This is a genomic window from Falsigemmobacter intermedius (assembly GCF_004054105.1).
GTDB classification, from domain to species: Bacteria; Pseudomonadota; Alphaproteobacteria; order Rhodobacterales; family Rhodobacteraceae; genus Wagnerdoeblera; species Wagnerdoeblera intermedia.
On the sequence record NZ_SBLC01000021.1, the window covers coordinates 1 to 18,752 of the forward strand.

Annotated in this window: 20 protein-coding genes; 18 read left to right on the forward strand and 2 right to left on the reverse strand. The window is 61.7% G+C overall.

Annotated features, from left to right (window positions below; genetic code table 11):
* Positions 1 to 135: 135 nt before the first annotated feature.
* The 5 genes from EP867_RS13585 to EP867_RS13605 all read left to right on the forward strand — a co-directional run bounded on the left by EP867_RS13585 (position 136) and on the right by EP867_RS13605 (position 3,178).
* Positions 136 to 573: an RrF2 family transcriptional regulator gene (locus EP867_RS13585; protein WP_128490031.1), complete on the forward strand. Its 438-nt coding sequence runs from the start codon at positions 136 to 138 to the stop codon at positions 571 to 573.
* Positions 574 to 783: 210 nt separating this feature from the next.
* Entirely contained in the window at positions 784 to 1,002 is a 219-nt protein-coding gene (tatA, locus tag EP867_RS13590; RefSeq protein WP_128490032.1) for a twin-arginine translocase TatA/TatE family subunit, read from the forward strand.
* Positions 1,003 to 1,026: 24 nt separating this feature from the next.
* Positions 1,027 to 1,479 (forward strand): Sec-independent protein translocase protein TatB, encoded by a 453-nt coding sequence (tatB, locus tag EP867_RS13595; protein WP_128490033.1) that lies wholly within the window; start codon positions 1,027 to 1,029, stop codon positions 1,477 to 1,479.
* Positions 1,476 to 2,336 (forward strand): twin-arginine translocase subunit TatC, encoded by an 861-nt coding sequence (tatC, locus tag EP867_RS13600; RefSeq protein ID WP_128490034.1) that lies wholly within the window; start codon positions 1,476 to 1,478, stop codon positions 2,334 to 2,336. The genes tatB and tatC overlap by 4 nt, the downstream gene beginning before the upstream one ends.
* A complete protein-coding gene (locus tag EP867_RS13605) occupies positions 2,333 to 3,178 on the forward strand; it encodes an ATP-binding protein (protein WP_128490035.1) in 846 nt (281 codons plus the stop codon). The genes tatC and EP867_RS13605 overlap by 4 nt, the downstream gene beginning before the upstream one ends.
* A gap of 274 nt (positions 3,179 to 3,452) precedes the next feature.
* Here EP867_RS13605 and bcp read toward each other — a convergent pair whose 3' ends face one another.
* The gene (gene bcp / locus EP867_RS13610; protein ID WP_128490036.1) at positions 3,453 to 3,914 is read right to left on the reverse strand and encodes a thioredoxin-dependent thiol peroxidase; all 462 of its coding nucleotides are present in this window, start codon (positions 3,912 to 3,914) and stop codon (positions 3,453 to 3,455) included.
* A 181-nt stretch (positions 3,915 to 4,095) separates the two neighbouring features.
* On the opposite strand from bcp, the gene EP867_RS13615 reads away from it, so the two are divergent.
* The 5 genes from EP867_RS13615 to lpdA all read left to right on the forward strand — a co-directional run bounded on the left by EP867_RS13615 (position 4,096) and on the right by lpdA (position 11,670).
* Positions 4,096 to 7,323: a DUF3971 domain-containing protein gene (locus tag EP867_RS13615; RefSeq protein ID WP_164888872.1), complete on the forward strand. Its 3,228-nt coding sequence runs from the start codon at positions 4,096 to 4,098 to the stop codon at positions 7,321 to 7,323.
* A 29-nt stretch (positions 7,324 to 7,352) separates the two neighbouring features.
* Positions 7,353 to 8,402, forward strand: coding sequence for a tRNA preQ1(34) S-adenosylmethionine ribosyltransferase-isomerase QueA (gene queA / locus EP867_RS13620; protein WP_128490038.1), 1,050 nt, complete (start codon positions 7,353 to 7,355; stop codon positions 8,400 to 8,402).
* Between the two features lie 28 nt (positions 8,403 to 8,430).
* Complete coding sequence (locus EP867_RS13625) at positions 8,431 to 9,582, forward strand: MFS transporter (RefSeq protein WP_128490039.1); 1,152 nt, start codon at positions 8,431 to 8,433, stop codon at positions 9,580 to 9,582.
* Between the two features lie 59 nt (positions 9,583 to 9,641).
* Positions 9,642 to 10,214: a DUF924 family protein gene (locus EP867_RS13630; protein WP_128490040.1), complete on the forward strand. Its 573-nt coding sequence runs from the start codon at positions 9,642 to 9,644 to the stop codon at positions 10,212 to 10,214.
* Positions 10,215 to 10,275: 61 nt separating this feature from the next.
* Positions 10,276 to 11,670, forward strand: coding sequence for a dihydrolipoyl dehydrogenase (gene lpdA / locus EP867_RS13635; protein WP_128490041.1), 1,395 nt, complete (start codon positions 10,276 to 10,278; stop codon positions 11,668 to 11,670).
* Positions 11,671 to 11,697: 27 nt separating this feature from the next.
* On the opposite strand, the gene EP867_RS13640 is transcribed toward lpdA, so the two are convergent.
* Positions 11,698 to 12,090, reverse strand: coding sequence for a hypothetical protein (locus EP867_RS13640; RefSeq protein ID WP_128490042.1), 393 nt, complete (start codon positions 12,088 to 12,090; stop codon positions 11,698 to 11,700).
* 181 nt (positions 12,091 to 12,271) lie between these two features.
* Here EP867_RS13640 and EP867_RS13645 point away from each other — a divergent pair, with 181 nt between their 5' ends.
* From EP867_RS13645 to sdhA, 8 genes are all read left to right on the forward strand, one after another.
* Positions 12,272 to 13,138, forward strand: coding sequence for an HpcH/HpaI aldolase/citrate lyase family protein (locus EP867_RS13645; RefSeq protein WP_128490043.1), 867 nt, complete (start codon positions 12,272 to 12,274; stop codon positions 13,136 to 13,138).
* Between the two features lie 33 nt (positions 13,139 to 13,171).
* Positions 13,172 to 13,681, forward strand: coding sequence for an NnrU family protein (locus tag EP867_RS13650; protein WP_128490044.1), 510 nt, complete (start codon positions 13,172 to 13,174; stop codon positions 13,679 to 13,681).
* Positions 13,682 to 13,700: 19 nt separating this feature from the next.
* Positions 13,701 to 13,904 (forward strand): DUF1737 domain-containing protein, encoded by a 204-nt coding sequence (locus tag EP867_RS13655; protein ID WP_128490045.1) that lies wholly within the window; start codon positions 13,701 to 13,703, stop codon positions 13,902 to 13,904.
* A gap of 101 nt (positions 13,905 to 14,005) precedes the next feature.
* Positions 14,006 to 15,037, forward strand: coding sequence for a MaoC family dehydratase (locus tag EP867_RS13660; RefSeq protein WP_128490046.1), 1,032 nt, complete (start codon positions 14,006 to 14,008; stop codon positions 15,035 to 15,037).
* 189 nt (positions 15,038 to 15,226) lie between these two features.
* Positions 15,227 to 15,889, forward strand: a complete 663-nt coding sequence (locus tag EP867_RS13665) for a TorF family putative porin (protein WP_128490047.1) — start codon at positions 15,227 to 15,229, stop codon at positions 15,887 to 15,889.
* Positions 15,890 to 16,141: 252 nt separating this feature from the next.
* On the forward strand, positions 16,142 to 16,537 hold the full coding sequence (gene sdhC / locus EP867_RS13670; RefSeq protein ID WP_128490048.1) for a succinate dehydrogenase, cytochrome b556 subunit: 396 nt from the start codon (positions 16,142 to 16,144) through the stop codon (positions 16,535 to 16,537).
* Between the two features lie 11 nt (positions 16,538 to 16,548).
* A complete protein-coding gene (sdhD, locus tag EP867_RS13675; protein ID WP_128490049.1) occupies positions 16,549 to 16,920 on the forward strand; it encodes a succinate dehydrogenase, hydrophobic membrane anchor protein in 372 nt (123 codons plus the stop codon).
* A 10-nt stretch (positions 16,921 to 16,930) separates the two neighbouring features.
* Positions 16,931 to 18,733: a succinate dehydrogenase flavoprotein subunit gene (gene sdhA, locus EP867_RS13680; protein ID WP_128490050.1), complete on the forward strand. Its 1,803-nt coding sequence runs from the start codon at positions 16,931 to 16,933 to the stop codon at positions 18,731 to 18,733.
* The last annotated feature ends 19 nt before the right edge of the window (positions 18,734 to 18,752 follow it).

Sequence of the window (18,752 nt, forward strand, 5' to 3'; positions counted from 1 at the left end):
ACCCTGTGCAAGAGCCGGCAGAAATGGACCGCCGCAACGGCGTGAGAGATACAGTTGCTAGTGATATAGCTTTCCCCCGATGCAATCGGCCCCGGGGACAATGGCCGGTTGCAGCTTCATCAGTGGGGAACTGACATGAGACTGACAATGCGAAGTGAGCTGGCGATGCGAACGTTAATGTTCTGCGCGGTCCAGCCTGAAAAAATTGTACGTAAACACGAAATTGCCAAAGCCTGCGGGGCCTCTGAAAACCACCTTGCACAGGTGATCCATGTCCTGGGTCAGCTGGGCTTTTTGCATACGATCCGTGGGCGCGCCGGGGGGCTTATGCTGGGGCGTCCCATGGAAGAGATTACGCTGGGTCAGGTGTTTCGTGCCCTTGAAGGCAATGTGCCCTTCACGGAATGCGCGGAGAACGGCGGGGGCGACTGCCCGCTGAAAGAGGTCTGCCGTTTGCAATGTGCGGTGAATAAAGCTCTGGGCGCGTTCTATGCGACTCTGGACGAGATCACCCTCGCAGATCTTGTGGCTGACAACCACGGGCTTGCCAGCCTGCTGCGGCTTGCGGCCTGAGACATCATTCGCCTGATCCGCAGGCCTGCTGACCTGCCTTCAGGCGGCCTGCGGCAATAATGACAGGCAGAAGGGAAATTCGGGGCCGGGCAACTGACAAATAGCTGTCAGGTACAGGACGCGGGGGGCTTCCTGTTACCGGCTTCTCGTCTTAATCCTTAAGGCAAGAAACGTCCCACCGCCGGAAGCGGTGCTGTCTGGAGAAAGAAAATGCTTAACAATATTGGTCTTCCCGGCCTTCTGCTGATCGCCGTTGTGGTTCTGGTTCTGTTTGGCCGTGGCAAGGTTTCCTCGCTGATGGGCGAAGTTGGCAAGGGCATCACCGCCTTCAAAAAAGGCGTGAAAGAAGAGACCGACACCATCCAGTCGGCGGCTGCTGACAACGCACGTGACGTGACCCCGCCGGTTGCTGAAAAAGACAAAATCTGAACGGACTGACCGGGAGGAGCACAGATGCTCGATATCGGCTGGTCCGAGTTACTCGTCATCGGCGTTGTCGCGCTGGTGGTTGTCGGGCCGAAAGATCTGCCCGTGATGTTCAAACAGCTTGGCCGCTTTACCGCCCGTGCCCGCCAGATGGCGCGTGAGTTTCAGCGCGCCATGGAAAGCGCGGCCGATGAGACCGGCGTCAAAGACGTGGCGAAGGATCTCAAAGAAGCGACCAGCGGCATGGATCGTCTGAAAGACGCTGCCGATAAGTTCGAAAAATGGGATCCGCGCAAGGCGATGACCAATCCCGGCAAAGCGGCCATGGGCGCGGTGATGGGCGCAGGGCTTTCGGGCTCCGCTGCGACGGCCTCTGCGACTGCGGCTCCCGCTTCGCCCGAGGCGGCGGCGACCACGGCCTCTGCTGCGCCCGCGGCTGCGGCTGCGCCTGTTTCTGGTGAGACGAAGTCCGACACATGAGCACTGATGACATCGACGACAGCGCGGCGCCGCTGATTGAACATCTGAGCGAGCTGCGCAACCGGCTGATCTGGTCTGTGGTGGCTTTCCTTGTCGGGATGATGATCTGTTTCACGGTGTGGAACCCGATCTTCAACTTCCTGACGCAGCCCATCTGTAATGCGCTCGCCGAGCGCGGGCAGAACTGTGGCCTCTTCCTCATCAAGGTGCAGGAAGGCTTCTTTGTGGCCGTGCGCATCGCGGTGCTGGGCGGCTTTGCGCTGTCTTTCCCCTTCATCGCCTTTCAGCTCTGGCGCTTTGTGGCCCCGGGGCTTTACCGGCAGGAGAAGGGCGCTCTGCTGCCGTTCCTGATCTCCTCTCCGATCATGTTCTTCCTGGGTGCGGCCTTTGCCTATTACATCGTGCTGCCGATCGCGTTCTCTTTCTTCCTGTCGTTCCAGCAGGGCGGATTTGAGCCGGGCACGGTGGACAGCGCAAGAAACGAGCTGGCCTCGATCGGCTTCCAGGGCTCGGTTGAGGAATATCTCTCGCTGACGATGAAATTCGTTGCGGCTTTCGGGATCTGCTTCCAGCTGCCGGTTCTGCTGACGCTGCTGGGTAAGGCGGGGATTGTTTCTTCTGCCGGTCTGGCTTCGGTGCGCAAATATGCCATCGTTGTCATTCTGATGGTGGCCGCTCTGGTGACGCCGCCGGATATGATGAGCCAGCTGATCCTGTTTGCGGCGATTTATCCTTTGTACGAGGTCTCGATTTTCCTGATCCGCCGGATCGAGAAAAAGCGTGAAGCAAAGCTGCGGGCCGAAGGTCTGTGGGTGGATGATGAAGACGACGAGAGCGAAGGGCCTGAGAACAAGTGACGACTGATCCGCTGATCCGCATCGCCGAGGCGCTGGAGCGCCTCGCCCCCGCCGCATCTGCCGCCCCCGATTTCGGGGCGGCAGATGCCTTTATCTGGCACAGCCATCCGGACCGGCTGGAGCCGGTTCCCCATGTCGCGCGGGTTGATATTGATCTGCTGGTCGGAGTGAACCGATCCCGCGACACTCTGCTGGAAAACACCCGCCGGTTTGCCAAAGGCTTCGGCGCCAATAACGCGTTGCTGTGGGGCGCGCGGGGTATGGGAAAATCGAGCCTTGTCAAAGCTGTGCATGCCAAAGTTCGTGCAGAAGGTGAAGCTTTGAAGCTGGTGGAAATCAGCCGCGAAGACCTGGCCACCATCGGCCGTCTGCTGAACTTCCTGCGCGCTGCTAAAGAGCATCTCTTTATCCTCTTTTGCGATGATCTTTCGTTCAGTCACGACGATCAGCACTACAAAGCCCTTAAAGCCGTGCTCGATGGCGGGATTGAGGGGCGGCCTGAGAATGTGGTGTTCTATGCCACCTCGAACCGCCGGCACCTGATGCCGCGGGATATGATTGAGAATGAACGGGCCTCGGCCATCAACCCAGGTGAGGCGGTTGAGGAGAAGGTCTCGCTCTCGGATCGCTTCGGGCTGTGGCTGGGGTTCCACCCCTGCGATCAGGACGATTATCTGGCGATGATCCGGGGCTATTGCGACAGCTACGGGCTTTCCGTCTCAGAAGAGCGGCTGCGCGCAGAGGCGATCGAATGGCAGGCCACCCGCGGGTCGCGCTCGGGTCGGGTTGCCTGGCAGTTCTTTTGCGATCTGGCCGGGCGCGAAGGGGTTAAAGTCGCCTGATCCGGCAGATTTACCTGAACAGATGAAAGGCCGGCCCGCGTTTGCGGCGCCGGCCTTTTTCATTTCGGGGCGGGTGTAAAGTACCTCTTAAGGAACCTCTCCGGCAGGGCTGAGGTTGACAGGCTGTGACCCATCGGTGGTGCCGGGCAGACCCGGGCTGCTTTACAGAGTGAGCGGAGAGTTACGCATGAATAATGTTATTTATATCATCGGCCTGGTTGTCGTGGTTCTGGCCATTTTGTCTTTTGTCGGCCTGCGCTGAGCCGCGCTGACGTCAAAGACCGCGTGCCGCCTCCAGCACTTCGGCGGCGTGGTCTTTGACCTTCACCTTACGCCAGACCTTCGCGATCTGACCCCGCGCGTCGATCAGAAAAGTCGACCGCTCGATCCCCATATAGGTTTTGCCGTAGTTCTGCTTTTCCACCCAGACGCCATAGGCCTCGCAGGTTGCGCCATCTTCGTCGGAAAGAAGCGCGACCTTAAGTCCGTGTCTGGCGCAGAAATTTTCGTGTTTTTTCACGCTGTCACGGGAGATCCCGAAGACCCTGCCCCCGGCTTCGGCGAATTCTGCAGCCAGCGCGCTGAAATCCAGCGCCTCAGTGGTGCAGCCCGGCGTGTTGTCCTTGGGATAGAAATAGAGCACGACTTTCGCCGGGCGCTGGTCTGAGAGTGTCACCATATCGCCGCCGTCGCGCGGCAGGGTGAAGTCGGGGGCAATCCGGCCGGTCTCGATCATCTGAGGGCTCCGTTTCCTGGCGGTTGTGGGTGACATTCTTTTGTCTTTTACCCCGGTCTGTGGAAAGTTAAACCCTGCGGCAGAGAGAGATTTTTCGGATCAGATGCAGGACGCACGCGCCCCAGACCAGCCAGAGCCCGCGCCCCGGGGGGGCGGATTCAGAAAACGGCTCGGTCGGGCCGTGTTTCGCGTCGGGCTGGCCCTTGCGCTGGTCCTGGGTCTGCTGAGTGGTGCAGCCTGGCTGCTGTCGGGGCGGCCGGTTGAAATTCCGCTCTGGGCGGTTACGGAGCTTCAGTCGAGGGTCAATACGGCGCTCAGCGGGCAGGCGCGGGTTTCGCTTGGCGGGGTTTCTTTGCGCATTGGGTCAGACCGCAGGCCGGAACTGCGGATCGAAGATCTGCGCATCGCCCCCGCAGAGGGGACCGGGCGCGCGGTGCTGCCGGATGTCTCTGTTCGCTTTGAGCCGGGATCGCTTCTGACCGGCCGGATCCGTCCCGCATCAATCCGGATCAGCGGGGCGCGGCTGGCCTTGCGGCGTCTGCCCGATGGCAGCTTTGATCTCGATGTCGGCGGAGGCGGTGTCAGCCCGCCGCAGAATTTTGCCGAGCTTCTGGACCGGATCGCTGACACATTCTCCCTGCCCATCGCCGAGGCTTTGAGCCGGGCTGAGGCGGATGCCGTGACCATTACCCTCGACGATCGCCGTGCAGGGCGCATCTATACCGTGGGCGACGGGCGCATCGCGCTGAGCCGTCGGGGAGAGCGCGTGGCCCTGGACGTTGGTATGGGGCTGGTGGGCGGTGGCGAGCGTCAGGCCCGCGCGCAGTTGACCTTCATCATGCAGGGCACGGGCGACGCCGAGATTTCCGTCCAGGTCGAAGACATGGCCGCCGCCGATCTGGCCGCTCAGGCGCCGGCGCTGGCGCCGCTGCGGGCGCTTGAGGCGCCGATTTCGGGCGAGATGCAGGCCGGTCTTGGCGCGGATGGTCGGGTGACTTTCCTGAGCGGCGCGCTTTCGCTGGGTGAGGGCGTTCTGAAACCCGTTGAGGGGGTTCAGCCCCTGCGTCTGGGCGGCGCTGAGTTTGAATTTGCACTTGATCCCGCCGCCTCGCGCCTGCGGATTTCGGCGCTTCGGGTGGACAGTCCGGCGCTGCGTATGAAGGCGGCGGGGCATGTCGATCTGCTCGACCTGAAAGACGGCATTCCGCAGGATTTCGTCACGCAGCTGGCGCTGTCGGATCTGGTCATCAACCCTCATGGCGTTTTTGAGCAGAATGTTCAGTTCTCGGAAGGGGCCGCGGATGTGCGGCTGCGGCTGGACCCTTTTTCGGTCGAGGTGGGGCAGTTCTCGCTTGTGGAAGAGGGACGCCACCTCTCGCTCGGGGGCAATGTGCGCGCCACGGAGGCCGGTTGGGAAGTCGCGGTGGATGTCACCCAGGACCGCATCCGCCATGATCAGCTGATCGCGCTCTGGCCGGTGCAGGTGGCCACTAAGACCCGGGACTGGCTGGTGGCAAATGTGCAGCAGGGGATGCTTTTTGATGCCCGCGCCGGGCTGCGGCTGCGGCCCGGACAGGAGCCCTGGTTCTCGCTGGGCTATGAATTCAGCGATGCGGATGTGCGATTCATGCCGACGCTTCCGCCGATCCGTCAGGGCCGCGGCTATGCGGTGATCGAGGGCGCGTCTTATATCACCGTGGTTGAAGATGGTCTGATAACCCCGCCAACCGGCGGGGAAATCCGCGTCAGCCGCTCGATGTTCAAGGTTGCGGATTTCCGTCAGCGTCCCGTCCGGGCCGAGATCCGGCTCAACACGGAAAGCAGCCTCACTGCGGCTCTCTCGCTGCTCGATCAGCCCCCCTTCGGCTTCCTCAGTCGCGCCAATATGCCGACCGATCTGGGTGAGGGGCGGGCTGAGGTCACCAGCACCATCCATGTGCCGCTGATGCGCCGGCCTGCGCGTGAGGACATTGAGTTTGATGTGCGCGGCACGCTGCGGGATCTGCGCTCGGACCGGTTGGTGAAGGGGCGGGTGCTCACCGCCGACAGTCTGAACCTCGTGGCCGTTCCGGGGCAGGTTCAGGTCAGCGGCGATCTGCGCCTTGGCGCTGCCCGGGCCAATGCCACATGGACGCTGCCCCTGGGTCAGCCCGGCGCGGGCAGCAGCGTCCGGGGTCGCGCGCGACTTGATGCAGATCTGGGCCGCGAGTTCCTGGCGGGTTTGGGGGAGGGGGTTCTCAGCGGCGCGGGGTCAGCAGATTTCGAAGTGACCCTGAAGCCGGGCCAGCCGCCTGCGCTGAAAGTCACCTCAGATCTGAGCGGCGCGGTGCTGCGCATCCCGCAGCTCAGCTGGAGCAAAGCGGCTTCCGCGCGCGGCAGGCTCGACCTTTCCGGGGAGCTCAGCCAGCCGATGCGTTTTGAGCGGCTGCATCTTTCAGCGCCGGGGCTGAGTGCCACGGGGAGCCTGCGGCTGGCCGAGGGCGGCACGCTCGATCGTCTGGCGTTGAGTGATCTGAAAGTCGGCGAATGGCTCGATGCCAGCGCAGAGCTGACAGGTCAGGGTCGCGGAGCGCCGCCGCAGATTCGCGTGACGGGGGGCAGTTTTGATCTGCGCCGTCTGCCTGAGCGGATGCAGGGCGGCGCGGGGGCTTCGGCAGGCGGGGCGCGGACACCGATCACCCTGGCGCTGGATGACGCGCGGGTTGCGGGGAATATACGGCTTTCGCAGGTTCGGGGTCGCATCTCAGTGGGAGCGGGGGGCGTTGATGGTAACCTGACGGGCCGGCTTGGGGGGCAGGTTCCCATCGGTCTGACGCTTGCGGCCGGTGCGGGGGGTACGTCGGTGCGTCTGCAGGCCGATGACGGCGGCGCTGCGCTGCGGGCGGCGGGGCTTTTTGACAAGGCGTATGGGGGCGAGCTGGATGTGGTTGTCGTCCCCGACGGGGCGCGGGGCCATTATCGCGGCCAGCTCAGCATGAAGGTGTTTGTCGTGCGCAATCTGCCGGCGCTGGCAGAGATGCTCAATGCCGTCAGCATCGTCGGACTGATCGACCAGCTTGCCACCAGTGGCATCGCCTTCGGAGAGGCCTCGGGCGGGTTTCGCATGACCCCTGAGGGGATCGAATTGAATGAGATGAGCGCGGTGGGCGCCTCCTTCGGGGTCTCGCTTGAGGGGGTTTATTATACCACCCAGGACCGCCTTAATCTGCGCGGGGTGATCTCGCCCTTTTACATGGTCAATGCTATTGGCTCTGTTCTGACGCGGCCGGGCGAAGGGCTGGTCGGCTTCACCTATCGGGTGGAAGGCCCGGCCCGTGCGCCGCAGGTCTCGGTCAATCCGCTGACGGCGCTGGTGCCGGGATTTCTGCGCGACATGCTGCGCCGCCCGGCGGCAAAGCTGCCGGGGTAGGACCGGGCGGCGGGCTTTGGGATGTAAAGATGAAACTTGACGATTTTGACTATCACCTGCCGGAAGACCTGATTGCGACCCGGCCCGCAAAGCCGCGCACCGCGGCGAAATTCCTTATCTGTGAAGGCGATGGGATGCGCGATCTGCATGTCTCGGACCTGCCTTCGGTTTTGCGTCCCGGTGACCGGCTGGTGCTGAACAACACCAAGGTCATTCCCGCCCGGCTCACGGGGCGGCGTCTGCGCGAGAGCGCTCAGGGACTGGTCGAGGCGAAGATCGAGATCACCCTGATGGAGCCGCAGCCCGACGGGGCCTGGCGCGCCATGGCCAAGCCGCTGCGCAAGCTGAAAGAGGGTGAGGTGATCCGCTTTGGCGAGCGCCTTTCGGCGAGCGTGCTGCAGAAATCGGACGAAGACGTCGTGTTGTCCTTTGACGCCGAAGGCGACGCGCTTGAGGCGGCTCTGGCCGAGGTGGGCACCATGCCGCTGCCGCCCTATATCGCCGCCAAACGCGCGCCGGATGCTCAGGACAATGACGACTACCAGACCGTCTTTGCCCGCGTCTCCGGCGCGGTGGCCGCGCCCACGGCAAGCCTGCATTTTACCCCGGAACTGATGGAAGAGCTGCGCGCCATGGGCGTGGGCTTTACCGAAGTCACCCTGCATGTCGGCGCGGGCACCTTCCTTCCGGTGAAGGTTGAGAACATCGAGACCCATAAAATGCACGCCGAATGGGGGCAGGTCACTGACAAAGCCGCGGCCGAAATCAATGCCACAAAGGCGGCGGGCGGGCGCATCATCGCGGTCGGCACCACCGCGCTGCGTCTGATCGAAAGCGCTGCCACCGATGAGGGGCTGCAGCCCTGGACCGGCGAGACGGATATTTTCATCCGCCCGGGCTTCAGATTCCGCGTGGCCGACGGGTTGATGACCAATTTCCACCTGCCCAAAAGCACGCTTCTGATGCTGGTCTCGGCGCTGATGACGAAAGAGCGCATAGACCGGATCTATGCGCATGCCGTAGAGCAGCGCTATCGATTCTTCTCTTACGGAGACAGCTCGCTTCTGCTTCCGGGCTGAAGCCTGCGCTCGGAAAGGCCGGGGGGCCATGCGTGCTGTTCTGGCGGTCATCTGGCCGCTTCTCCTCTCTGTGGGCTTTTTGCTTCTGGGCAATGGCATACAGGGGGGGCTTCTGGGTGTGCGTGGTGAGCTGGAGCATTTCTCCACCACCAGCATGGCGCTGGTCATGGCGGCCTATTTCGCCGGAATGCTGCTTGGTGCACAGCTTGCGCCCGGATTGATTGCCCGGGCGGGCAATGTTCGGGTGATCTCAGCCATGGGGTTTTTGCTGGTCATTGCCCTTCTGGGATACGGCCTGCTACCGCAGGTCTGGTTCTGGATCTTCTGCCGCGTCCTGACCGGGATCGCCATGGCGGGGATCTATGTGGCGACTGACAGCTGGCTGAACAAAATCTCCGGCGATGAGACACGCGGGCAGGTGCTCTCGCTATACATGGTGATGCAGATGCTGGGCATCATCGGGGCGCAGGCGCTGCTGAATGCGGCCGATCCCTCAGGCATGGTGCTCTTCATGCTGGCGGGGGTGCTGGTTGCGCTTGGTCTGATGCCCTTCCTGCTCAGCGGTGTGCAGGCACCGCCCTATCAGGCCGCCCGGCGTATGGGGCTGCGAGAGCTTTACAGCCTGTCGCCGCTTGGCTGCGCGGGTATGGTGCTGAGCGGCGGGGTGTACTCAGCCATGATGGGCATGGCCTCTGTCTGGGGCACGGAGACGGGGCTGAGCCTGCAGCAGATCTCAATCTTTATCGGAGCGATGTATCTGGGGGGATTGATCTTTCAATACCCGCTCGGCTGGCTCTCGGACCGGATGGAGCGGCGCCGGCTGGTGGTGGGGCTATCGCTTGCGGGCGGTGTCCTGATGCTGCTGACCGCGCTTCTTCCCATGAGTTTTGCGCTGCAAAGCGTCATGGCTCTGGCGCTTGGCGGGATTGTGAACCCGGTCTACGGGCTGCTGATCGCCCATACCAACGACGGGCTTGAGCCGGAGCGGATGCCCGGCGCCTCTTCGGCGCTGTTGTTTCTCAACGGATCAGGCGCTGTCTGCGGGCCGCTGATCACGGGGCAGATGATGGCGTGGTTCGGTCCGCCGGGATTCTTTCTCTTTATCTCCGCCCTCCTGCTGGCGCTTGCGCTTTATGGCATCTGGCGCAGCCTTGCGCGTCCGGGGGCAAAGCGCGTCTGACGGTTGCGGCAGGCCCGCTTAGCTGCCACCATGGGGGCCTTGTAACAAGGAGCCTGCGCATGACCCCCACCGAAGTGCTGGATTACTGGCTGGAAGAACTTGGCCCTGAGGGCTGGTATCTCGGCACGGCTGAGGTCGATGAGGATATCCGCACGCGCTTTGGCGATCTGTGGGAAGCGGCGGCAGAAGGCGGCATTGAGCATTGGATCTCCGGCCCCGCAGCGACCCTGGCCTATCTGGTCGTGACCGATCAGTTCCCGCGCAATCTCTGGCGTGGTGAAGGCAAGGCCTTCTCTACCGATGCCATGGCGCTGAATGCCGCGCGAATCGCGCTGGAAAAGGGTTGGGATCTGGACGCGCCGGAACCTGCGCGACAGTTCTTCTATCTGCCCTTCATGCATTCAGAGGATCTGGAAGATCAGCTTTTGTGCATTGATTTAATGGCTGAACGAATGCCGGAAACCGGCGCCTCAAACCACCTTCATGCCCGTGCGCATACCGAAGTTATTCGTCGTTATGGCCGTTTTCCTTACCGCAACGAGGCTCTGGGCCGTGAGACCACGGCTGAGGAAGCTGCCTTCCTGGCCAATGGTGGCTATATGTCGGTCGTGAAGGAACTTCAGCAGGACTGAGGACTTTACAGGTGGCGGAAAATTAGTTTAACGCTAAACTAGTTCTCAGAGGGGGCGGTACATGGCAGCTCAGAATTTTGATATGATCGTCGTCGGGGCGGGCCCCGGCGGTTATGTGGCTGCCATCCGCGGCGCCCAGCTTGGCCTGAATGTGGCGATTGTTGAGCGCGAACACCTGGGCGGGATCTGCCTGAACTGGGGCTGTATCCCGACCAAGGCGCTGCTGCGCTCGGCCGAAGTTTTTCACCTGATGCACCGTGCCAAAGAATTCGGGCTGAAGGCAGACAACATCGGCTACGATCTTGATGCCGTGGTCGCGCGCTCACGCGGGGTGGCAAAGCAGCTCTCGGGCGGCATCGGCCATCTGATGAAGAAAAACAAAGTGACCGTTTTCATGGGCGCGGCGAAGCTGACCGGCAAAGGCAGCCTGAGCGTCACAGGCGCGAAGGGCGAAGAGACCCTTTCTGCGCCGCATATCGTTCTGGCGACCGGCGCGCGGGCGCGGGAACTTCCGGGCCTTGAGGCCGATGGCGACCGGGTATGGACCTATAAACACGCTCTGCAGCCCGGGCGCATGCCCAAAGATCTGCTGGTCATCGGCTCGGGCGCGATCGGCATTGAATTTGCGAGCTTCTACAATACGCTGGGCGCAAAGACGACCGTGGTGGAAGTCATGGACCGTATTCTGCCGGTCGAAGATGCTGAGATTGCGGCCTTTGCGAAAAAATCCTTCGTGAAGCAGGGGATGACCATCCTCGAAAAAGCCACGGTTAAAAAACTTGACCGCGATGCGAGCGGCGTCACCGCGCATATTGAAATGAACGGCAAGGTCGAGACGCGCCGCTTTGACACCGTGATCTCGGCTGTCGGCATTGTGGGCAACGTCGAGGGACTTGGCCTCGAAGAGCAGGGCGTTGAGGTGGATCGCACCCATGTGGTGACTGATGAATTCTGCCGCACCAAAGTCCCGGGTCTCTATGCGATCGGCGACATCGCCGGTGCGCCCTGGCTTGCCCATAAGGCCAGCCATGAGGGTGTGATGGTGGCAGAGCTGATCGCCGGTCAAAAGCCCCATCCGATCAAGCCGAACAGCATCGCAGGCTGCACCTACTGCCACCCGCAGGTGGCCTCTGTCGGGCTGACCGAAGAAAAGGCGAAAGCAGCGGGCTATGAGTTGAAAGTGGGACGTTTCCCCTTCATCGGCAATGGCAAAGCCATCGCGCTTGGCGAGGCGGAAGGCATGGTGAAAACCATTTTCGACGCCAAAACCGGCGAGCTTCTGGGCGCGCATATGGTGGGTGCTGAGGTGACCGAGATGATTCAGGGCTATGTCGTTGGCCGCAGCCTGGAGACTACGGAAGCCGAGCTGATGGAGACGGTCTTCCCGCATCCGACGCTATCAGAAATGATGCATGAATCCGTGCTCGACGCCTATGGGCGCGCGCTGCATATCTGATCGGAAAGGGGCCTTCGGGCCCCTTTTTCAGGGGGAGAGGACTTCGCCGCCCAAGGCGCGCAGCTCTGCGGCGCTCTCGCGGGTCCGATCCGCCTCAAGCTGACAGGCCCCGGTCGTGCCGAAACGCGAGAGCGCGGGGCCGATGTAGTTTTGAAAATAGGCTTCAGTCGACAGTCCCATCAGTTTTGCAACCTCCTGGGCGCTGCCGGCAATCAGTGCCGCATCTCCGGGCAAAAGCCCCGCGATCTCGCAGTTGGTGGCGATGAGATTGGCCAGGGCCAGACGCTGAAGCCCCTCTTCCGTGGCGAGCGGGCGCAGGCATTCCACGGGCGGAGTGCGGATGTCGGTCAGGCTTTGGGCCAGGGCCGGAACGCTCAGGCTGCTGAGCGCGAGCGCCGTGAGAAGCAGGGGGCGGATCATCAGGAAGCTCCGTTTTGTGCAGGACCAGACCTGACACCACCGGGCGGGCAGGGCAAGGGCGCAATCGGCCTTCATCATCCCCGGGGTACCGCTCAGACGCTGCGTTGCAGCAAAACGGGTCTTGCCATTTATATCCGATCTGCCAATGTGCCGCGCAATATTGTTGCCCTCGGAGGATGGTATGGATCGGCAATCGCGGCCCTGGCGCTCAGTTCTTTATATTCCCGGCTCGAAAGAGCGCGCGCTGGAAAAGGCGACCGGGCTTGCAGCGGACGCCATCATCTTCGATCTGGAAGACGCTGTTGCGGTTGAGGAAAAGCCCCGCGCCCGCCAGCTTCTGGCACAGACGCTGAAGACCCGTGATTACGGCGGTCGTGCACGCATCGTGCGGATCAACGGTCTCGACACGGACTGGGGCCGTGACGATGTGCTGGCCTTTGCCGGGATTGAGATCGAGGCCATTCTGATCCCCAAGGTCAATTCTGCCGCCGATCTGGATGCAGTTGCGGCACTGATCCCGGGCGTCGATCTCTGGGCCATGATGGAGACGCCGCTTGGCATGCTGAACGCGGCTGAAATCGCGGCGCATCCGCGTCTGACCGGCATGGTCATGGGCACCAATGATCTGGCGAAAGATCTGGGCAGCCGTTTCCGCGCGGATCGTCTGCCGATGATGGCGGGGCTGGGTCTTTGTGTGCTGGCAGGCCGTGCCCATGGGGTGACGCTGATTGATGGGGTGTATAACGCCTTCAAAGACGCCGAAGGGCTGCTCTTTGAATGCGAACAGGGTCGTGACATGGGGTTTGACGGCAAGACGCTGATCCATCCCGATCAGCTGGCCATCGCCAATACCGCCTTCGCCCCCTCAGAGGCGGAGATCGCGCTGGCCGCCCGTCAGATTGAGGCTTTTGACGCGGCGCTGGCGGCGGGCCAGGGCGTGGCAGTCGTCGATGGTAAAATCGTGGAAAATCTGCATATCGTCACGGCAAAAGCCACGCTGGCCAAAGCCGCTGCCATTGCGGCGCTTGCCGGCGGTGAGGGGCTCTGACGATCAGAGCCCGGGCAGAGTAAGGGTGAGCGGATGACAATTCTGATCCTCGGCGTGATCTTATGGGCAGCGGTCTTTCTGGCCGGGCCAAAGTTTCCGGGCGGCAAGGGGGCAAAGCACGGCCTTGCTGCACTGGCGGTGGTGCTGATGGTGATTGGCTATCGTCAGGCAGAGGGCAGTTTCTACTGGGGCCGCTCGCCGATGCTCACCGGGATCAATAACCTCCTGGTGCTCATCGCGGTTTATCTGGGCGCGGCGCATGGCATGAAAACCGCCGCCGCGCGCGCTCTGCCGCATCCGCTGCTGGTCTCCGTGCTGCTCTGGGCGGTGGCGCATCTGCTGGTGAACGGCGATACGCCCTCCTTTGTGCTCTTTGGCGGTCTTGGCGCTTGGGCGCTGGTGCAGATGGCCCTCTCGCCGCGCGCCCCGGTGGCTGCGGCCAAGCCCGCTAAATTTGAGGCCTTTGCCCTGATCGGTGCGGTTCTGGTCTTCGGCCTCATCGCGATAATCCACAAAGCCCTTGGCTATCCTGTGTTTGGCTGAGGCCCTGAAGGAGTTTCCTATGAAAGTTTATCGTCTGCTGACGGAAGATGACACCTCGGCGTTTTGCCATAAGGTCTCGCTGGCCCTCTCGAAGGGCTGGGAGCTACATGGCTCGCCGGCCTATGCCTTTGATGCTGCACGCGGTGTGATGCGCTGCGCCCAGGCCGTGGTGAAGGACAGCGATCAGGACTACAGCCCCGACATGAAGCTCAGCGAGGCCTGATCTTTCGGGACGGGGCGGCTGTCGCCCCGTCTTTCCTGCCGTGATGCGAGGGGGGGGCATCACCGCAGGGAAGATCCCCGAAAGATCTGAGGGAGGCGAAGATGAAGACCAGCGCGGGCCGTTTTTTTGAAGATTACAAGCTGGGTGAGGTGATCACCCATGCCGTGCCGCGCACGGTCTCGGGCGGAGAGCGCGCGCTTTATCACGCGCTTTATCCGGCGCGGCATGCGCTTTACTCCTCAGATGAATTCGCCCGTGCCAGCGGCCTTCCGCAAAGCCCGCTTGAGGATATGGCGGCCTTTCACATCGTTTTTGGCAAGACTGTGCCCGATATCTCGCTCAATGCGGTCGCCAATCTGGGCTATGCCGAAGGTCGCTGGCTGAAGCCGGTCTATCCGGGGGATACCCTGCGCTCGGAATCCACGGTCATCGGGCTGAAAGAGAATTCCAACGGCACTTCCGGTGTGGTCTGGGTGCGCAGCCGTGGCTTTAATCAGCGTGGCGAGACGGTGCTTGATTATGTCCGCTGGGTTATGGTGCACAAAGGGGATCCGGCCGCCGCCGCCCCGGAGGCTGTGGTTCCGGACCTCAAGCCCTTCGTTGCCGCACAGGACCTGGTTGTGCCTGAGGGTCTCGATTTTTCGCGCTATGATTTTGCCCTTGCCGGAGAGCGGCACCGCGCCGCGGATTACGCCATTGGTGAAAAAATCGACCATGTGGATGGCGTCACGATCGAGGAAGCCGAGCACATGCTGGCGACCCGGCTGTGGCAGAACACGGCCAAGGTGCACTTTGACGCAACAAACCGCAGCGACGGCCGCCGCCTGATCTATGGCGGCCATGTGATTTCACTGGCGCGCGCGCTCTCGTTCAATGGTCTGGCGAATGCTCAAATGATGGTCGCTTTGAACGCGGGAAGCCACGCGAACCCCTGTTTTGCGGGGGATACCATCCGCGCATGGAGTGAAGTGATTGACAAAGCCGAAACTTCCGCCCCAGGTGTCGCCGCGGTGCGACTGCGCCTTGTCGCTGTAAAACAGGAAACGCAACCCCTGGTTTTGCGTGGCGATGATAAAAAATATTTGCCGGGAGTGCTGCTCGACCTCGATTATTGGGCGCTGATGCCCGCGTGAGGTTTTGTTTTTAAAGCGCCTGAAGAACAGGCGGCTGTCTATAGCTCTGCGCGAAAATGTCGCGGTTTTGTGACGCTGTTGTTGCAATTTCGCATCATTTCCGCAACGGCGATGTGACGCCGCCTTGTGGCTGGCGGGCGGAAGTGGTGAGAGCAGGGGGTAATAACACTCCTGCAATTGAGGGTAACGATGCGCAATCTCATCGCCGCTTCCGCACTGGCACTGGCTGCTGCTGCTCCGTCCATCGCTTCGGCTGAAGGCCTTTCGTATTCGGCTGGCGCAACCGTCGCTTCGAAATACGTCTCCTCGGGCTCCGCTTACACCAAAGGCGCTGCTTTCCAGCCCTGGATCGAAGCTGAATACAACGGCGCCTACCTTGGCGTCTGGGGTTCGAACCTCTCGGCTGACCTGAACGAAGGCAACACCTGGGAAACCGACGTGTTCGTCGGCTACCGTAACTCGTTCGCCGGCGTTTCCTACGACGTGTCGTACACCAAATTCTTCTTCAACAAAGACTCGTCGATCAACTCGGACGAAGTTGCTCTGGCTGTCTCCTACGACTTCAACGAGCAGTTCTCGCTCGGCGCAAAAGTCATGGTTGATCCGTCGGACTACCGCAACACCGGCAACGGCCGCCTGATCGCTGGCTATAACTACAATGACAAACTGTCGTTCGAAGCTGTTGCAGGCAAGAAATCGCTGAACGCTGGCGCGGCTTACGAGTACTACTCGGTTGGCGCTTCCTACGCGATCAACGACGAATACGCTGTCTCGCTGACCCAGATCAAAAAATCGGGCGTCAACGCACAGCGCACCGTTCTGGCTCTGGACTACGGTTTCTCGTTCAAGTGATTTACCGGGCTGAGGCCCTGTAATTCCTGAGAAAAACACAGGGAAGCCGCGATCGTCAGATCGCGGCTTCTTTGATTCTGTCACCTCCAGGCAAATGTTGTCACAGCTGTGATCACAAAACGATTTTTTTGCGCTATCACCGGCTCCTGCGGTGAATTGCTGCATCTGCGGTGGTGACACCCGCGCGAAAATGGGTATTGAGAAGGGCAAAGTCAGCGTCAATCCGACGCAAGCCGAAAAGGGAACCGAGCGATGGCTGAGCCAAAACGGGTGGAACGCCCCCTTTCCCCATTCATGATCGGGCCGTATTACCGCCCTCAGATGACCTCGATGTCGTCCATCATGATCCGTATCACGGGCCTTGCACTGGTCGGGGCCTTCGTGCTGATCGCGGCGCTGCTGCTGGGCGCTGCAATCTCCAAAGACGCCTTCGACTGCGTCAACTGGTTTGCGACCTCCTGGCTCGGCTGGGCGATCTGGATCGGCTCGGCCTGGGCGGTGTGGTATCACCTGCTCGGCGGCGTGCGTCACTTCATCTATGACGCCGGCAAAGGCCTCGACATCCCGACCGCCGAGAAAATGGGCTGGGCGATGTTCATCGGCGCCACCGTGCTGACCGTGATCACCATCATCGTCGCCGTCGCATAAGGAGCCGGAGCATGCGTTATCTGACCCCCCGCAAACGCGCCGAAGGTCTGGGCTCGGCCCGCCGCGGCACCGAGCATCACATCGCCATGACCGTCTCGGGCTGGGCGCTGCTGTTCATCGTCCCGGTCTTTGTCTTCGCATTTGCGCGCATCCTGGGCCACGGCTTTGAGCATTTCTCGGCCTTCTTTGCGAACCCCTTCATTGCGATCCTGACCGGCCTCTTCCTCTTCGTCGGCATGCGCCACTTCGCCAAAGGCGCGCAGTCGGCCATCGAGGATTACACCCACGGTTTCACCCGTGATGCTCTGGTCATGCTCGCCAATGCGGTTGCCTATCTGGTGATCGCTGCAGGGTTCTACGCCCTGATCAAACTCGCGCTCTGAGGTAGTTACTATGGCAGCTTACGCATACGAAACGCACGACTACGATGTCGTGGTGGTCGGCGCCGGTGGCGCGGGCCTGCGTGCCACCCTGGGCATGGCTGAACAGGGTCTGCGCACCGCCTGCATCACCAAAGTTTTCCCGACCCGTTCGCATACTGTGGCAGCCCAGGGCGGCATCGCCGCCTCGCTGTCGAACATGGGTCCGGACAACTGGCAGTGGCACCTTTACGACACCGTGAAGGGCTCGGACTGGCTGGGCGATACCGATGCGATGGAATATCTCGCACGCGAAGCCCCCAAAGCGGTTTATGAGCTTGAGCACTACGGCGTGCCCTTCTCGCGCACCGAAGAGGGCAAGATCTACCAGCGTCCCTTCGGCGGTCACACGACTGAGTTCGGCGAAGGCCCGCCGGTTCAGCGCACCTGCGCGGCTGCGGACCGCACCGGTCACGCCATTCTGCACACCCTTTACGGGCAGTCGCTGAAGCAGAAGGCTGAGTTCTATATCGAATATTTCGCGCTTGATCTGATCATCACCGACGGTGCCTGCACCGGCGTGGTGGCCTGGAAGCTCGACGACGGCACCATCCACGTCTTTAACGCAAAGACGGTTGTGCTGGCGACCGGTGGCTATGGCCGCGCTTACTTCTCGGCAACTTCGGCCCATACCTGCACCGGTGACGGTGGTGGCATGGTCGCCCGTGCGGGCCTGCCGCTCCAGGACATGGAATTTGTGCAGTTCCACCCGACCGGCATCTACGGCTCGGGCTGCCTCATCACTGAGGGGGCACGCGGCGAAGGCGGCTATCTCACCAACTCCAACGGTGAGCGCTTCATGGAGCGTTATGCGCCGACCTATAAAGACCTCGCTTCGCGCGATGTGGTTTCGCGCTGCATGACGATTGAGATCCGTGAAGGCCGCGGCGTCGGCAAAAACGGCGATCACATCCACCTGCACCTCAACCACCTGCCGCCGGAAACCCTGCATGAGCGTCTGCCGGGCATCTCGGAATCGGCAAAGATCTTTGCGGGCGTGGACGTCAACAAAGAGCCGATCCCGGTGCTGCCGACCGTGCACTACAACATGGGTGGCATTCCGACCAACTATTGGGGCGAAGTGCTCAACCCGCAGACGGGCAACCCCGATGCGGTCTTCCCGGGCCTGATGGCTGTGGGTGAGGCGGGCTGCGCCTCGGTGCATGGTGCGAACCGTCTCGGCTCGAACTCGCTGATTGACCTTGTGGTCTTTGGCCGTGCAGCTGCAATCCGCGCGGGTCAGACCATCGATAAGAACTCGGCGATTCCTTCGACCAACAAGGTTGAAGTCGACCGCGCTCTGTCGCGTTTTGACGCTTACCGCCACGCGAAAGGCAATGTGCCGACCGCAGAGCTGCGCCTTGAGATGCAAAAGACCATGCAGGCTGATGCTGCCGTCTTCCGCACCGACAAGACGCTCGCCGAAGGCTGCGTGAAGATGGATGCCATTGCGCGCAAGATGGACGACCTGAAGGTCACCGACCGCTCGCTGGTCTGGAACTCGGATCTGATGGAAACGCTGGAACTGGCGAACCTGATGCCGAACGCGCTGGCAACCATCGTTGCCGCAGAGGCCCGCAAGGAATCGCGCGGCGCCCATGCGCATGAGGACTATCCGGATCGTGACGATGTCAACTGGCGCAAGCACTCGCTGGCCTGGGTGGATGGTGCGAAAGTGACCCTGGGCGACCGCCCGGTTCACCTCGACCCGCTGACCAGACAGGAAGACGGCGGCATTGATCTGAAAAAGATCGCCCCGAAAGCACGGGTCTACTGAGGCAGAGCGCCGGCCCTTC

Coding starts and splice junctions, on each gene's coding strand:
- EP867_RS13585 (WP_128490031.1), top strand. CDS start 136: ATGAGACTGACAATGCGAAGTGAGCTGGCGATGCGAACGTTAATGTTC.
- tatA (WP_128490032.1), top strand. CDS start 784: ATGCTTAACAATATTGGTCTTCCCGGCCTTCTGCTGATCGCCGTTGTG.
- tatB (WP_128490033.1), top strand. CDS start 1,027: ATGCTCGATATCGGCTGGTCCGAGTTACTCGTCATCGGCGTTGTCGCG.
- tatC (WP_128490034.1), top strand. CDS start 1,476: ATGAGCACTGATGACATCGACGACAGCGCGGCGCCGCTGATTGAACAT.
- bcp (WP_128490036.1), bottom strand. CDS start 3,914: ATGATCGAGACCGGCCGGATTGCCCCCGACTTCACCCTGCCGCGCGAC.
- queA (WP_128490038.1), top strand. CDS start 7,353: ATGAAACTTGACGATTTTGACTATCACCTGCCGGAAGACCTGATTGCG.
- EP867_RS13625 (WP_128490039.1), top strand. CDS start 8,431: ATGCGTGCTGTTCTGGCGGTCATCTGGCCGCTTCTCCTCTCTGTGGGC.
- EP867_RS13630 (WP_128490040.1), top strand. CDS start 9,642: ATGACCCCCACCGAAGTGCTGGATTACTGGCTGGAAGAACTTGGCCCT.
- lpdA (WP_128490041.1), top strand. CDS start 10,276: ATGGCAGCTCAGAATTTTGATATGATCGTCGTCGGGGCGGGCCCCGGC.
- EP867_RS13640 (WP_128490042.1), bottom strand. CDS start 12,090: ATGATCCGCCCCCTGCTTCTCACGGCGCTCGCGCTCAGCAGCCTGAGC.
- EP867_RS13645 (WP_128490043.1), top strand. CDS start 12,272: ATGGATCGGCAATCGCGGCCCTGGCGCTCAGTTCTTTATATTCCCGGC.
- EP867_RS13650 (WP_128490044.1), top strand. CDS start 13,172: ATGACAATTCTGATCCTCGGCGTGATCTTATGGGCAGCGGTCTTTCTG.
- EP867_RS13655 (WP_128490045.1), top strand. CDS start 13,701: ATGAAAGTTTATCGTCTGCTGACGGAAGATGACACCTCGGCGTTTTGC.
- EP867_RS13660 (WP_128490046.1), top strand. CDS start 14,006: ATGAAGACCAGCGCGGGCCGTTTTTTTGAAGATTACAAGCTGGGTGAG.
- EP867_RS13665 (WP_128490047.1), top strand. CDS start 15,227: ATGCGCAATCTCATCGCCGCTTCCGCACTGGCACTGGCTGCTGCTGCT.
- sdhC (WP_128490048.1), top strand. CDS start 16,142: ATGGCTGAGCCAAAACGGGTGGAACGCCCCCTTTCCCCATTCATGATC.
- sdhD (WP_128490049.1), top strand. CDS start 16,549: ATGCGTTATCTGACCCCCCGCAAACGCGCCGAAGGTCTGGGCTCGGCC.
- sdhA (WP_128490050.1), top strand. CDS start 16,931: ATGGCAGCTTACGCATACGAAACGCACGACTACGATGTCGTGGTGGTC.